This is a genomic window from Ralstonia sp. UNC404CL21Col, assembly GCF_000620465.1.
Lineage (GTDB): Bacteria > Pseudomonadota > Gammaproteobacteria > Burkholderiales > Burkholderiaceae > Ralstonia > Ralstonia flatus.
Map to the genome: position 1 here is coordinate 412489 of NZ_KK211140.1, position 13257 is coordinate 425745.

A 13257-nucleotide genomic window follows, 5' to 3' on the forward strand; every position below is an offset into this window, starting at 1 on the left:
GGCGTGACACGCCGCTAACGCACCGAATTTCACCCCCGGCGACCACTCAATCCCCGCATGCGGCGTGCGCTCCCAGCACGCCGACCTCACCCCACCACCGGTTTGGCCTTTGACGTTCCTGCCCTAGATGGCGCCTTGAATTTCTGTTGCAGGGAGGAAAAAGGAAGGGAAACTGTCTGAGCGAAGCGAGTTTTTCCCTTCCCCTCCCTGCGACATAAATTCAAGGAATCGGTCGCCATCTCGGGCGCGCATTTCTTTGCTTACTTTCTTTGGGCAAGACCAAAGAAAGTGAGTCAGCCCCGGCAGGGGATGAAACAAGGGATGGACCACCAGTCCGAAAAGAACCCACCAAAAACCCATAGCCCCACAACATCCCCCCCAACAACTCCGCATTTGCCCAACCACCTCCGGGCTCCTTAAGCTGCACCCGACATTCTCCATCTCGCAGCTTCTTTCATGCACATCGCAGTAGTCGGCGCCGGCATCATCGGCATCAGCACGGCCCATGCGCTGGCTCAGGAAGGCCATCAGGTCACCCTGGTCGAGCGCCATCCGGGTCCGGGCGAGGGCACCAGTTACGCCAACGGCGGCCAGTTGAGCTACAGCTATGTGGCGCCGCTGGCCGGCCCCGGCGTGCTTTCGCACGTACCCGGCTGGTTGCTGCGCCGCGATTCGCCGCTGCGCCTGAAGCCTTCGCTGGACCCGGCGTTGCTGCGTTGGGGGCTGCGCTTCATTGCGGCCTGCAATCGTGACCGGGCCGATCGCACCACGCGCGAGCTGCTCGCGCTGTCGTTCTACAGCCGCGCACGCATGGAAGCGTTGCGGGAGGCGTCGCCGGATTTGGTGTTCAGCTTTGCGCGCCGCGGCAAGCTGGTGGTACATCGCGATGCTGCGGCGTTTGAATCGGCACGCGCACAGGTCGGCTATCAGGCGACGCTCGGCTGCGAGCAGCATGCGCTGTCCGCCGACGAAACGGTCGCCCACGAGCCCGCGCTTGCCGGCGTGCGTGACCGGATCGTCGGCGCCATCTACACGCCCGACGAAGACGTGGCCGATTGCCACCAACTCTGCGTCGGCCTGTTCAACCGGCTGCGCGCGATGCCAAACGTGACGCTGCGCTTCAATACCGGTGTGGATGCGTTGTGGACCGAAGGCCGCCGTGTGCGCGGTCTCAACCTGGCCGGTGGTGAGCAGGTTGCCGCTGATGCCGTGGTGATGGCCGCGGGCGTGACGAGCGCCAGGCTGCTCAGCCCATTGCGCATTGACGCAGGGCTGTATCCGCTGAAGGGTTACAGCATCAGCCTGCCGCTCGGGGAGGGCGATGTTGCCCCGGTGATCAGCGTGACGGATGCCGCGCGCAAGATCGTCTACGCCCGCATTGGGCAGACGTTGCGTGTGGCGGGCATGGCCGATCTGGTGGGCTGGTCGACGGCGCTGGACACGCGCCGCGCCCAGACGCTGTATGACGAAACGCGGGCGCTGTTTCCGGGTGCCATGCGAGCCAATGACGCGGGTGCCGATGCGGCGCCGTGGGCTGGCATGCGGCCTGCAACGCCAACGGGCGTGCCCGTGGTCGGGGCGTCGCCGGTGGAAGGCTTGTGGTTGAACGTGGGTCACGGAGCGCTGGGTTTTACGCTGGCGCTCGGCAGCGCAGGCTTGCTGACCGACCTGATTGCCGGCCGCAAGCCCGCGATTTCCCCAGTGCCGTATGCGCTGGCCGCGTGACACAAGAACGAGATACGAGATTCAGAACGAGATTCAAAGACCGAGCGCGCAGGCTTGACGATGTGCCTCTGGCCCGCGCCCATTGGTAACCAAAGTAGTCTGGAGCGAACACACCCATAGGAGGGGAAGCATGAAGACCTTGCAATCGACCAAACGGATTCTGTGTGGCCTGACGCTGGCTGCGGCCGGTGCGCTGGCGGCGCTGTCGACCGGTGCGCAGGCGCAGTCAACCGACACGCTGGCCAAGATCAAGCAATCGGGCGTGATCTCGGTGGGCTATCGCGAGTCGTCGATTCCGTTCTCGTACCAGGCTGACGCGAACACCATCACCGGCTATTCGCAGGAGATCTCCAACATGATCGTTGCCGGCGTGGAAAAGGCAGTGGGCAAGAAGCTGCAGGTCAAGCTCACGCCGATCACGTCGCAGAACCGCATCTCGCTGCTGCAGAACGGGACGATCGACTTCGAGTGCGGCTCGACCACCAACAACCTCGAGCGTCAGAAGCAGGTCGCGTTCTCGAACAACATCTTCATCTACGGCATGTTGATGCTGGTGAAGAAGGATTCGGGCATCAAGGACTTCCCCGACCTGAAGGGCAAGACCGTGGTGACCACCGCCGGCACGACGGAAGACCGCATCCTGCAGAAGATGAATGGCGAAGCGAAGGACGCCGACAAGATGAACCTGATCCTCGCGAAGGATCACGGCCAGGCATTCCTGACGCTGGAATCGGGCCGCGCCGTGGCATTCGTGATGGATGAGCCGCTGTTGTACGGCGAGCGCACGAAGGCCAAGAACCAGGCTGACTGGGTGGTCACGGGCACGCCGCTGCAGACTGAAACCTACGCCTGCATGATGCGCAAGGACGATCCGGCGTTCAAGAAAGTGGCCGACGACGTGATTGCCGACCTGATGAAGTCGGGCAAGGCGAATGACCTGTACAAGAAGTGGTTCCTGTCGCCGATTCCGCCGAAGGGTCTGAACCTGAACTACCCGATGACGGCCGGCATGAAGGAGTTGTACGCACACCCGAACGACAAGGCCATTCAATAAGCCGCGTTGCCGCGCATCCAAAGAAAACGGGGAACAGTGTTCCCCGTTTTTTAATTGGCCGCCCGCTGCGTGAAGGTTCAGGCCGGTTCGCTCCACGGCGAGCGGATGTCCGCCAGGAAGCGCTGCGCACGCGGGTGCTGCGGGCGCTGGAAGAAATCTTCGGGCGTGGCGCGTTCCAGCACCTGACCCTGGTCCATGAACAGGACGCGGTCGGCCACCTCGCGTGCAAAGCCCATTTCGTGCGTGACGCAGACCATGGTCATGCCGTCGCGGGCGAGGTCCTTCATGACCAGCAGCACCTCGTTCACCATCTCCGGGTCCAGCGCGGAGGTCGGCTCGTCGAACAGCATGACTGGCGGCTTCATGGCCAAGGCGCGCGCGATGGCCACGCGCTGCTGCTGGCCGCCCGACAGCTCGCCAGGGTAGGCGCCGGCCTTGTGCGGCAGGCCTACGCGTTCGAGCAGACTCATCGCAAAGTCCTTCGCTTCCTGTGGTGCCATGCGCTTGAGCTGCACCGGCGCCAGCGTGCAGTTCTGCATGACGGTCAGGTGCGGAAACAGGTTGAACTGCTGGAACACGAAGCCGATGCCGCTGCGCAGTACGTTGACGTCGACGCCCGGCGCATGCACTTCGTGTCCGTTCACGACGATGCGGCCTTTCTGAATGGCTTCGAGCCGGTTCAGCGTGCGGATGAGCGTCGACTTGCCGGAGCCCGACGGCCCGCACACGACCACCACTTCGCCCTTGGCAACGGTTTCGTTGATGTCGACCAGCGCGTGGTAATCGCCGTACCACTTGTCGACGTGTTCGATCGTGATCATGTTCATGGTTTGGACGGTGCATGTGCTGCAAGGCGGCGTTCAAGGTAGAACGCCACGCGCGTCAGGCTGAAGCACATGATGAAGTAGCTGATGCCGAGCAGGCCGTACACCTCGGCAGACTTGACCATCACGGCGGTGCTGATCTGCCCGGCCACGAACGACACCTCGGGCAGGCTGATGATGTAACCGAGCGAGGTCTCCTTGATGGTCGACACGAGCTGATTGACGAGCGACGGCAGCATGTTGCGCAGCGCCTGCGGCAGGATCACGCGGCGCATCGCCTGCATGTACGACAGGCCCAGCGAGCGGGCGCTTTCCATTTGCCCGCGCGGCAACGCCTGGATGCCTGCGCGCACGATCTCCGCCAGATATGCGCCGTCGAAGATCACCAGCGCGGTCAGCATGGTGCTGAACTGGTCCGTGCGCTGGCCGGTAACGGACGGCAGCAGGAAATACGCCCAGAAGATCACCATCAGCAGCGGCGTGCCGCGCACGATATAGACGAGCGCGGTGGCGGGCCAGCGCAGCGCGGCAATCGGGCTGACGCGGCACAGGCCCAGCAGGATGCCCACCGGCAGCGCAAGCACGAGGCCCGCGGATGCCAGCAGGAACGTCAGCGCCAACCCGCCCAGCGGCCCATTCGGGTACTGGCCGATCAGGTAGTAGATACCGTAGGTTTGAATGAGATCGAGCATGGCTACAGCGTCCGGACGGGGTAGCGATGCTGATACCAGGCGGAGAACACCGTGATCGCGATCGAGATGGTCAGATAGGCCGCGGTGGCAAACGCAAACGCCTCAAAGCCGCGGAACGTGGCGGACTCCACCTGCTGCGCCTGGTACATCAATTCGGCCACGCCGATCACCATGGCGATGCTGGAGTTTTTCCACAGGTTCAACGTTTGGCTGACCAGCGGCGGGACGGTCACGCGCAGCGATTGCGGCAGCACCACCAGCCGCATGGCCTGCAGGAACGAGAGTCCGAGCGCACGGCTGGCTTCCAGCTGTTCCTTCGGAATCGAGCGGATGCCGCTGCGGATGTCTTCCGCCATGTAAGCAGCCGTGTAGAGCACGAGCGCAATGACGGCGCTCGCGGCCTCGTAGTTCATGCTGTAGAGCCAGTCCCGGATGAACTCCGGCAGGATCTGCGGCGCGCCGAAATACCAGAACAGCATGTGGGCGAGCAGCGGCACGTTGCGGATGGCTTCGACGAAGGCTTGGCCGATGCCGCGCAGCGGTGCAGCCGGCGCCAGGCGCAGCAGCGCCACGACGATGGCAAGCGGCAGCGCCAGCACGAAGGCCAGCACGGAGAGCTTGATCGACAGGAAGAAACCGCTGACGAGCCACTGGTGATACTGCCCCGAGAGCAGCATCGACAAATCAAAATGGGGCATGGAGATTCACCGCCCGGACGCAGTTTGGAAATCCGGTCCGGGCGGCCCGACCTTTAGCGATTAATCGATCTTGTCGGTAGAAATCTTGAAGGTGCGCTGCGGGAAGGCCATCTTCGTATTCGGGCCGAACCACTTGTCGAACAGCTTCTGCGCCTCGCCGCTCTTTTCCATGCCCAGCAGCACGTCGTCAACCTGCTTCTTGAAGGCCGGCTCGCCCTTGCGGATGCCCAGTGCGAGGTGTTCGGTCGACAGGTTTTCCGGCAGCAGCGCGTAGTCCTTGGCCGCCGGGCCCATCTTGGCCATGTTGCCGATCAGCGTGGTTTCGTCGTTCACGTAGGCGACGCCCTTGCCTTGCTGCAGGGCCAGCAGTGCCTGCGGGCTGTTGTCGAACGAGACAACATCGGCGTTCTTGATGGCCTTGGCAATGTTGGCTTCCATGGTCGAACCCTTGACCGTCAGCAGCTTCTTGCCATCCAGCTGGCCGAGCGACGTGATGCCGCTGCTCTTCTTCACCATGGCCTTCTGGCCGGTGATGAACGTCGACACCGAGAAGTCGATCTGCGCCTCGCGCTCCTTGTTGTGCGTGAGCGAGGCGGCCAGCAGGTCCACGCGGCCTTGCTGCAGTTCGGGCAGGCGGGCGGCCACGGCCAGTTGCTTGAGCACGGGCTTGACGCCCAGGCTCTTGGCGATGGCGTCGCACATGTCGACGTCGTAGCCGACGATCTCGCGGCTCATCGGGTCCTTCAGGAAGCTGAACGGCTCGTCGGTGCCGAGCACGCCGCAGACCAGTTCGCCCTTCTTCTTGATGTCGGAAACTTGATCAGCATGCGCGGTGGTGGCGACCAGGGTTGCCGCAGCCAGGATGGCGGCACCCGCAAATTGCGTCAGACGTCGGTTTGTTTTCATCGGATTTCCTCCTTGACGACTTCGGTGGTGAATAGTGTGCGAATCAGAACCGCCCGCGAGCATACCGGCGTAAGCGCCGTTTGCATGCGCGGACTTCGGATAACCATATGACGCCGAGCGAAACGCCCAACTATAGTCCATGCCGGCGTGGCACAGATGGCGGACGGCAAGCAGGGCGGGGTGCGGTGCACAGGCGGGATTGTGGGGATGGCCGGGTTGCGAGCCCGCAGCCTGGTAAGGCTGGCGCGGCAAGGCAGCAGCCCGGCGGACGTTGCATGAAATGAGACGTTGTCTGCCATTAATGACATGGCAGCCGACTGCGCTCCATCAGGGGATTCCCGGGGCGAAGCGCGCGCTTAGAGCGTGCCGCAGATCGATTCGTTGATGGGCACGTCGCCCACCGTCTCGTGGTCGTTGCCGCGATAGCGGTAGACCAGGCTCAGGCCCAGGCGCGTGAGGATGCGCACGTCGCCGTTATTGCAGATGTTCTTCTGCAGGATCGGCACGAAATTCAGCCGAAAGCCCTGCGAGGCGGCCGAGTGCGCCGCGTAGTTGGTCAGCGTGATGACGAAGACGAGATTCTTCTTCTGCGCCAGCGAGCATTGCGCCAGCGCGGTCTCACGGTCGAGCGGGACGGGGGTAAAACGGTTGATTTCGGCGCAGGCCTGGGCGAGGGCGCGGTCTGCATTGCGAGCGGGGCCCGTGAGGGCGGGCACGCCGGCGGCGGCCGTGCTGCGACCCGTGGCGGCGCCCACCAGCATGCGGGCCAGCGGCGTCAATTCCTGCATGGCCGTCGCCAGCGGCGTCGATTGGGCCCAAACAGGGCTAGACAGCAACGGGAGGGCAAGCGCCAGGACGCGCGAAGCACGCACCCGGCGTTGGCAACCTTTCACATCCAGACCGGTGTGAATGGCGGTGTGTTGAGTCACAGACATCCTCTTTGCCCACGGAGCCACAATTTTATTGAAAAAACTGTCGGGATGCGAGGCGCGAAGCGCACTGGCGCTGGCGCTTTCAACTCAGGTCAGGTCCGTACGCGCACCATGGCCGAAATGCGCTCGGCCGCCTGCTGCAGCGGGCCGAGAAACTGCTTCGTCATCTGTTTGCCGGAAGTTCGGTTGGCTTGGCCGCTGATGTTCATGGCCGCGATGATGTCGCCCGCCCGATTGCGGATCGGCGCCGACAGCGAAATCAGCCCCTCTTCAAGCTCCTGGTCAACCAGCGCCCAACCCTGTTGGCGCACGCCGGCAATGACCTCTTTCAATGCGTCGACGTCTGTAATGGTGCGCTGCGTGCGGGCGCGTCGGTCCGATTCACGCAATGCAATGTCGAGCCGATCTTCGGACAGGCCCGACAGCAGCACGCGGCCCATCGATGTGCAGAAGGCCGGCAAGCGGCTGCCGACTGACAGGTTCAGCGCGATGATCTTCTGCGTGGGCACGCGCAGGACGTAGACGATTTCCGTCCCATCCAGTACCGAGGCAGAGCAACTTTCGTGCACTGTCTGCACGAGTTCTTCCATCACCGGCTCGGCGAGGTTCCAGAACGGCATCGACGTGAGATAGGCGAACCCGAGATCGAGGATCTTGGGTGTAAGGCGGAAGAGACGGCCTTCAAAGCTGACATAGCCGAGGCTGACCAGCGTGAGCAGGATGCGGCGGGCGCCGGCGCGGGTCAGGCCCGTGGCCTCGGCGACTTCGGAGAGCGTTTGCTCCGGGCGTTCGGCGTTGAACGCACGGATGACCGACAGCCCCCGTGCAAATGACTGGACGTAGGAATCGCTGGGTTTTTCGGTGGGTAGTTCGGCGGCGGACATGCAAAGACAGGCGAAAGCGGTGCAGTGGACTCAAGACTACTGGCATTGCCTCGGTTTCGCCACTCGAACAGACGATCGGGATGCGTACGCCTTGACACCCTGGCGTGGGCAGGCGTAGATTAGTTCTCGGATCGAACGTTGGTTCGTATATCGAACAAATAAAGCAAAGCAAGCGTGGGCCGGACAGCAAAGGCCTGTGTCGATCCGATCGTCAAACAGGAGACTCGCAGGCCGCTTGATAGCGGCCCGGCCATGTCCGGCCGCGCGATGCTCCGCCCTGCGCCAGCCATCGAGAATGTGCGGCGCCCTTGCCGGAGAATGCACGTGATCAACAAGCTTTGTCCGTCTGTGGAGGCCGCCCTGGCCGATATCCCGGACGGTGCCACCATCATGATCGGCGGGTTCGGTACTGCCGGCATGCCCTCGGAACTCATCGACGGGCTGATCGCGCATGGCGCGCGTGAACTGACCATCATCAACAACAACGCCGGCAATGGCGAGACGGGCCTGGCCGCGCTGCTCAAGGCGCGCCGCGTACGCAAGATCGTCTGCTCGTTTCCGCGTCAGGCCGATTCCTATGTGTTCGATGCGCTCTACCGCGCCGGCGAGATCGAACTGGAGCTGGTGCCGCAAGGCAACCTCGCCGAGCGCATCCGCGCTGCAGGTGCCGGCATTGGTGGTTTTTTCTGCCCGACCGCCTACGGCACGCAATTGGCCGAAGGCAAGGAAACGCGCATCATCGACGGCAAGCCGTACGTGTTCGAGTTGCCGCTGACGGCGGACTACGCCCTCATCAAGGCGTTGCGCGCTGACCGCTGGGGCAATCTCGTCTATCGCAAGACCGCTCGCAACTTCGGGCCGGTGATGGCCATGGCGGCCAAGTGCACCATCGCGCAGGTCAGCGAGACGGTGGAGTTGGGCGAGCTGGACCCGGAACACATCGTCACGCCCGGCATTTTTGTGAAGCGCGTCGTGAAGCTCGGCAACGCTGCGCAAGCCAAGGAGGCCGCATGAGCGCCGAAACCACCACCAAGATTCAACGCTGGACGCGCGATCAGATCGCTACCCGTGTGGCGCGTGATATTCCCGACGGCTCGGTCGTCAACTTGGGCATCGGTCTGCCGACGCTGGTGGCGAACCAGCTGCCGGCCGATCGCGAAATCATTCTGCATACCGAGAACGGTCTGCTCGGCATGGGCCCGGCGCCCGCTCCCGGGCAAGAAGACGAAGACCTCATCAACGCCGGCAAGCAGCCGGTCACGGTCAAGCCTGGCGCATCGTTCTTCCATCACGCCGATTCGTTTGCCATGATGCGGGGCGGCCATCTCGACTATTGCGTGCTCGGCGCCTTCCAGGTATCGGCCACGGGTGACCTGGCCAACTGGCACACCGGAGCACCGGATGCGATTCCCGCCGTGGGCGGCGCGATGGACCTGGCTATTGGTGCCAAGCGCGTCTTCGTCATGATGGAGCACCAGACCAAGCAGGGCGAAAGCAAGATCGTGCCGTCGTGCACGTACCCGCTGACGGGTATCGGCTGTGTCGATACCATCTACACCGACCTTGCCGTGATCGACATCACGCCCGAGGGGCTGGTGGTGCGCGAGATGGCCGACGGCCTCGATTTCGATACGCTGCAGACGATGACGGCGGCGCCGTTGCGTCGTGCCTAGAACCATTGGAGACAAAACCATCATGACCGAAGCCTTTATCTGCGACGCCATCCGGACCCCCATCGGGCGATACGGCGGCAGCCTGTCCGCCGTGCGCGCGGATGATCTGGGCGCAGTGCCGCTCAAGGCGCTGATGGCGCGCAACCCGCAGGTCGACTGGTCGGCCATCGACGACGTGATCTTCGGCTGCGCCAATCAGGCGGGCGAAGACAACCGCAACGTGGCGCGCATGTCGTCGCTGCTGGCCGGGTTGCCCGACAGCGTGCCGGGCTCGACCATCAACCGCCTGTGCGGCTCGGGCATGGACGCCACCGGCACCGCCGCGCGTGCCATTCGCTCGGGAGAAACCGCGCTGATGATCGCGGGCGGCGTGGAAAGCATGAGCCGCGCGCCGTTTGTGATGGGCAAGGCGGCCAGCGCCTTCTCGCGCGATGCTGCCATCTACGACACGACCATCGGCTGGCGCTTCATCAACCCGCTGATGAAGGCGCAATACGGCGTCGACTCGATGCCCGAAACCGCCGAGAACGTCGCCACCGACTACAAGGTCAACCGCGAAGACCAAGACCGCTTCGCGCTGCGCAGCCAGGCGAGCGCCGCACGTGCGCAGGAAGACGGCACGCTCGCGCAGGAAATCACGCCGGTGACGATCCCGCAGAAGAAGGGCGACGCCATCGTTGTCAACCGTGACGAGCATCCGCGTGCGACAACCATGGAAGCCCTCGCCAAGCTCAAAGGCGTGGTGCGTCCGGACGGCACGGTGACGGCCGGCAATGCGTCGGGCGTGAACGACGGCGCCTGCGCGCTCCTCCTTGCCAACGAAGAATCTGCCAAGCGTTTTGGCCTGACGCCGCGTGCGCGCATCGTCGGCATGGCCACGGCCGGCGTGCCGCCGCGCGTGATGGGCATCGGCCCGGCACCGGCGTCGCAAAAGCTGCTGAAGCAGCTGGGCCTGACGATCGATCAGATGGATGTGATCGAGTTGAACGAGGCGTTTGCCGCGCAGGGTTTGGCCGTAACGCGCCAGCTGGGCCTGCGTGACGACGACCCCCGCGTCAACCCGAACGGCGGCGCCATCGCACTGGGCCACCCGCTCGGCATGAGCGGCGCGCGCCTGGTGACGACAGCGATGTATCAGTTGCAACGCACCGGTGGACGCTACGCGCTGTGCACGATGTGCATTGGCGTGGGCCAGGGCATTGCGCTGGTCATCGAACGCGTTTGAGTTTGACACGGCCATGACCAGCGGACTGCTCGATCGCGCCTTCTCCACACCGGCCATGCTGGCGGTGTGGTCCGATGCCGCCACGGTGCGCGCAATGCTCGATGTCGAGGCCGCGCTGGCGCAGGCCGAAGGCGCTGTGGGCGTGATTCCGGCGGAAGCCGTTGCGCCGATTCGCGCGGTGTGTGCCAAGGCGACGTTGGATCTGGACGCGCTCGGCAATGCCGCTGCCAGCGCAGGCAACCTGGCGATCCCGCTGGTCAAGCAACTGACTGCCGCTGTTGCACAGCACGATGAAAACGCTGCGCGCTACGTGCACTGGGGCGCGACCAGCCAGGACATCATCGATACCGGTCTGATGCTGCAGTGGCGGCAATCGACTGCCTTGCTCGAAGCGGATTTGCAAAAGCTGGCCGACGCGCTCGCTGCACTGGCGCAACGTCATCGCAATACGCCGATGGTGGCGCGCACGTGGTTGCAGCAGGCCCTGCCGACGACGTTTGGGCGCAAGGTTGCGGGCTGGCTGGAAGCAGTGCATCGCGCGCAGGATCGTTTTGCCGCGCTGCGCGCGCATGTGCCCGTGCTTCAGTTTGGCGGGGCGGCAGGCACGCTTGCCAGCCTGGGTGAACATGCACGCGCCGTTGCTCAAACGCTGGCGCACGAACTTGATCTGCCGCTGCCAGCACTCTCTTGGCACGGCGAGCAGGATCGAATCGCCGAGATCGGCACGACGCTCGCGCTGCTGACCGGCACATTTGGCCATGTCGCGCGCGATCTCTCGCTGATGATGCAAACAGAGGTGGGCGAAGTTGCGGAGCCGTCCGGTGCCGGCAAGGGCGGTTCTTCCACCATGCCGCATAAGCGCAACCCGGTTGGCTGCGCGACTGTGCTGGCTGCGGCCACGCGCATGCCTGGCCTGGCGAGCACGCTGCTGGCTGCGCTGCCGCAGGAGCACGAACGCGCGCTCGGCGGTTGGCAGGCGCAGTGGGCGCCGTTGCGCGAGATGGCCTGTCTCGCGGCGGGCGCGCTCGATCGGATGTGCGAGATCGTCGGAGGTTTGCAAGTCGACGCTGCTCGCATGCGCGCAAATCTAGACCTTACGCACGGCCTGATTCTTGGTGAAGCCGTGATGCTGGCGCTGGGGGCGGATCTTGGCCGCCTGCAGGCGCACCATGTGGTTGAAGCTGCCAGCCGCAAAGCGGTACAAGAGAACAAGACGCTGCATGACGTACTGGCGCAGGATGCCGACGTCCTTCGTATCTGGGGTGCAACCGCGCCGCAACGGCTGAGCGCGCTGCTCGACCCCACCCATTACCTTGGCGATGCGGGCGCCGCTGTCGACCGCGTGCTTGCGGAACACGCCCGCCGCCACCCCTGAACACGCATTCCACGGAGACACCATGCCCTGGCTTGAACACGACAACGTCCGCCTGTATCACGAATTCGACGATGGGCCCGCCACGGGTAAGCCGGTGCTGGTGCTGTCGAATTCGCTCGGCACCAACCTCGGTATGTGGGAGCCGCAGCTCGACGCGCTGCGCCAGCACTTTCGCCTGTTGCGCTATGACCAGCGCGGCCACGGGCGATCGAGCGTGCCGGACGCGCCGTTTGGCGTCGCGCAACTCGGCAGTGATGTGCTCGCGCTGCTCGACCACTACAACATTGAGCTGGCGCTGTTCTGCGGCCTGTCGATGGGCGGGCTGACCGGCCTGTGGCTGGCCGCGCATCACGGCGAGCGTTTCCCGCGCATGGTCGTGACGAACACCGCCGCGCTGATCGGCACGCAGCAAAGCTGGAATACGCGCATCGCGCAGGTCGAGCAGGGCGGCATGGCAAGCATTACGGAAACGGTGCTGGAGCGCTGGTTCACGCAGGGCTACCGCGATGCCAACGCCAGCCGCGTCGACATCGTCAAGGCGATGTTGCTGTCCACACCGGACGCCGGTTACAACGGCAACTGCGCAGCCATTCGCGATGCGGATCTACGCGCGCAGCTGCCGAACATCCGCGTGCCGATGCTGGTGATTGGCGGCACGCACGATATTTCCACGCCGGCTGCACAGACCAAGCTCATTGCCGACGGCGTGCCAGGCGCCCAGTACATCGAACTGTCTGCCGGCCACCTCGCCAACTGGGAGCAGGCCGACGGCTACACCGCAGCGCTGGTCAGCTTCTTGACGACCGGCGTGGTGCGCGAGGTTGCCCATGGATGATCGCGAACGCTACGCCGCCGGCATGGAAGTGCGCCGCGCCGTGCTGGGCGATGCCCACGTCGACCGTGCCAACGCCGCGCAGACCGATCTGACGGCTCCGTTTCAAGACCTCATCACGCGCTATGCCTGGGGCGAAATCTGGACGCGCCCCGGCTTGCCGCGCCACACCCGCAGCCTGCTGACGATCGCCATGATGGTCGCCCTCGGCCGCGACGGCGAGTTGCGTTTGCATCTGCGCGCCGCCGCCAACAACGGTGTCACGCGCGACGAGATCCAGGAAACGCTGCTGCAGACGGCCATCTACTGCGGCGTGCCGGCTGCCAACCATGCCTTCCACCTCGCGCAGACAGTGTTTGCCGAGATGGATGCGGAGGGCGCTGCGAAGAAGTAACACCGCCGTCTCCGGAGAGACGCCACGCAACACACCGGGCAAA

Annotated in this window: 14 protein-coding genes; 8 read left to right on the plus strand and 6 right to left on the minus strand. The window is 64.3% G+C overall.

Features of this window, described 5'->3' with window-relative positions; translation table 11 throughout:
* Nucleotides 1-456 precede the first annotated feature (456 nt).
* Both N511_RS0119840 and N511_RS0119845 read left to right on the plus strand, forming a co-directional pair.
* A complete protein-coding gene (locus N511_RS0119840; RefSeq protein ID WP_027680866.1) occupies nucleotides 457-1725 on the plus strand; it encodes a D-amino acid dehydrogenase in 1269 nt (422 codons plus the stop codon).
* Nucleotides 1726-1855: 130 nt separating this feature from the next.
* Nucleotides 1856-2779 (plus strand): glutamate/aspartate ABC transporter substrate-binding protein, encoded by a 924-nt coding sequence (locus N511_RS0119845; RefSeq protein WP_027680867.1) that lies wholly within the window; start codon nucleotides 1856-1858, stop codon nucleotides 2777-2779.
* A 77-nt stretch (nucleotides 2780-2856) separates the two neighbouring features.
* On the opposite strand, the gene N511_RS0119850 is transcribed toward N511_RS0119845, so the two are convergent.
* From N511_RS0119850 to N511_RS0119875, 6 genes are all read right to left on the minus strand, one after another.
* Nucleotides 2857-3606: an amino acid ABC transporter ATP-binding protein gene (locus N511_RS0119850; protein ID WP_027680868.1), complete on the minus strand. Its 750-nt coding sequence runs from the start codon at nucleotides 3604-3606 to the stop codon at nucleotides 2857-2859.
* Nucleotides 3603-4295 carry an amino acid ABC transporter permease gene (locus tag N511_RS0119855; RefSeq protein WP_027680869.1) on the minus strand — a complete coding sequence of 231 codons (693 nt, stop codon included), beginning with the start codon at nucleotides 4293-4295 and terminating at the stop codon, nucleotides 3603-3605. The genes N511_RS0119850 and N511_RS0119855 overlap by 4 nt, the downstream gene beginning before the upstream one ends.
* Nucleotides 4296-4297: 2 nt before the next feature.
* On the minus strand, nucleotides 4298-4993 hold the full coding sequence (locus tag N511_RS0119860) for an amino acid ABC transporter permease (protein ID WP_027680870.1): 696 nt from the start codon (nucleotides 4991-4993) through the stop codon (nucleotides 4298-4300).
* A gap of 60 nt (nucleotides 4994-5053) precedes the next feature.
* Nucleotides 5054-5899: an ABC transporter substrate-binding protein gene (locus N511_RS0119865; protein ID WP_027680871.1), complete on the minus strand. Its 846-nt coding sequence runs from the start codon at nucleotides 5897-5899 to the stop codon at nucleotides 5054-5056.
* 356 nt (nucleotides 5900-6255) lie between these two features.
* Nucleotides 6256-6834 (minus strand): hypothetical protein, encoded by a 579-nt coding sequence (locus tag N511_RS0119870; protein ID WP_037027160.1) that lies wholly within the window; start codon nucleotides 6832-6834, stop codon nucleotides 6256-6258.
* A gap of 89 nt (nucleotides 6835-6923) precedes the next feature.
* Nucleotides 6924-7715: an IclR family transcriptional regulator gene (locus N511_RS0119875; RefSeq protein ID WP_027680873.1), complete on the minus strand. Its 792-nt coding sequence runs from the start codon at nucleotides 7713-7715 to the stop codon at nucleotides 6924-6926.
* A gap of 324 nt (nucleotides 7716-8039) precedes the next feature.
* Between N511_RS0119875 and N511_RS0119880 the strand changes: the two genes are divergently transcribed.
* Genes N511_RS0119880 through pcaC form a run of 6 tightly spaced genes read left to right on the plus strand, consistent with a single transcriptional unit; the run spans nucleotide 8040 to nucleotide 13214 of the window.
* Entirely contained in the window at nucleotides 8040-8729 is a 690-nt protein-coding gene (locus N511_RS0119880; protein ID WP_027680874.1) for a 3-oxoacid CoA-transferase subunit A, read from the plus strand.
* Nucleotides 8726-9388, plus strand: coding sequence for a CoA transferase subunit B (locus N511_RS0119885; protein ID WP_037027162.1), 663 nt, complete (start codon nucleotides 8726-8728; stop codon nucleotides 9386-9388). The genes N511_RS0119880 and N511_RS0119885 overlap by 4 nt, the downstream gene beginning before the upstream one ends.
* Nucleotides 9389-9410: 22 nt before the next feature.
* Nucleotides 9411-10613 (plus strand): 3-oxoadipyl-CoA thiolase, encoded by a 1203-nt coding sequence (gene pcaF, locus N511_RS0119890; RefSeq protein ID WP_027680876.1) that lies wholly within the window; start codon nucleotides 9411-9413, stop codon nucleotides 10611-10613.
* A 13-nt stretch (nucleotides 10614-10626) separates the two neighbouring features.
* A complete protein-coding gene (locus tag N511_RS0119895) occupies nucleotides 10627-11988 on the plus strand; it encodes a 3-carboxy-cis,cis-muconate cycloisomerase (RefSeq protein WP_027680877.1) in 1362 nt (453 codons plus the stop codon).
* Nucleotides 11989-12010: 22 nt separating this feature from the next.
* Nucleotides 12011-12823, plus strand: a complete 813-nt coding sequence (gene pcaD, locus N511_RS0119900; RefSeq protein ID WP_027680878.1) for a 3-oxoadipate enol-lactonase — start codon at nucleotides 12011-12013, stop codon at nucleotides 12821-12823.
* Entirely contained in the window at nucleotides 12816-13214 is a 399-nt protein-coding gene (pcaC, locus tag N511_RS0119905) for a 4-carboxymuconolactone decarboxylase (protein ID WP_027680879.1), read from the plus strand. Before pcaD ends, pcaC begins: the two co-directional genes overlap by 8 nt.
* Nucleotides 13215-13257 lie beyond the last annotated feature (43 nt).

Bases quoted from the DNA above. Each gene is read 5' to 3' on its own strand.
- N511_RS0119840 (WP_027680866.1), top strand. From the start codon at position 457: ATGCACATCGCAGTAGTCGGCGCCGGCATCATCGGCATCAGCACGGCC.
- N511_RS0119845 (WP_027680867.1), top strand. From the start codon at position 1,856: ATGAAGACCTTGCAATCGACCAAACGGATTCTGTGTGGCCTGACGCTG.
- N511_RS0119850 (WP_027680868.1), bottom strand. From the start codon at position 3,606: ATGAACATGATCACGATCGAACACGTCGACAAGTGGTACGGCGATTAC.
- N511_RS0119855 (WP_027680869.1), bottom strand. From the start codon at position 4,295: ATGCTCGATCTCATTCAAACCTACGGTATCTACTACCTGATCGGCCAG.
- N511_RS0119860 (WP_027680870.1), bottom strand. From the start codon at position 4,993: ATGCCCCATTTTGATTTGTCGATGCTGCTCTCGGGGCAGTATCACCAG.
- N511_RS0119865 (WP_027680871.1), bottom strand. From the start codon at position 5,899: ATGAAAACAAACCGACGTCTGACGCAATTTGCGGGTGCCGCCATCCTG.
- N511_RS0119870 (WP_037027160.1), bottom strand. From the start codon at position 6,834: ATGTCTGTGACTCAACACACCGCCATTCACACCGGTCTGGATGTGAAA.
- N511_RS0119875 (WP_027680873.1), bottom strand. From the start codon at position 7,715: ATGTCCGCCGCCGAACTACCCACCGAAAAACCCAGCGATTCCTACGTC.
- N511_RS0119885 (WP_037027162.1), top strand. From the start codon at position 8,726: ATGAGCGCCGAAACCACCACCAAGATTCAACGCTGGACGCGCGATCAG.
- pcaF (WP_027680876.1), top strand. From the start codon at position 9,411: ATGACCGAAGCCTTTATCTGCGACGCCATCCGGACCCCCATCGGGCGA.
- N511_RS0119895 (WP_027680877.1), top strand. From the start codon at position 10,627: ATGACCAGCGGACTGCTCGATCGCGCCTTCTCCACACCGGCCATGCTG.
- pcaD (WP_027680878.1), top strand. From the start codon at position 12,011: ATGCCCTGGCTTGAACACGACAACGTCCGCCTGTATCACGAATTCGAC.
- pcaC (WP_027680879.1), top strand. From the start codon at position 12,816: ATGGATGATCGCGAACGCTACGCCGCCGGCATGGAAGTGCGCCGCGCC.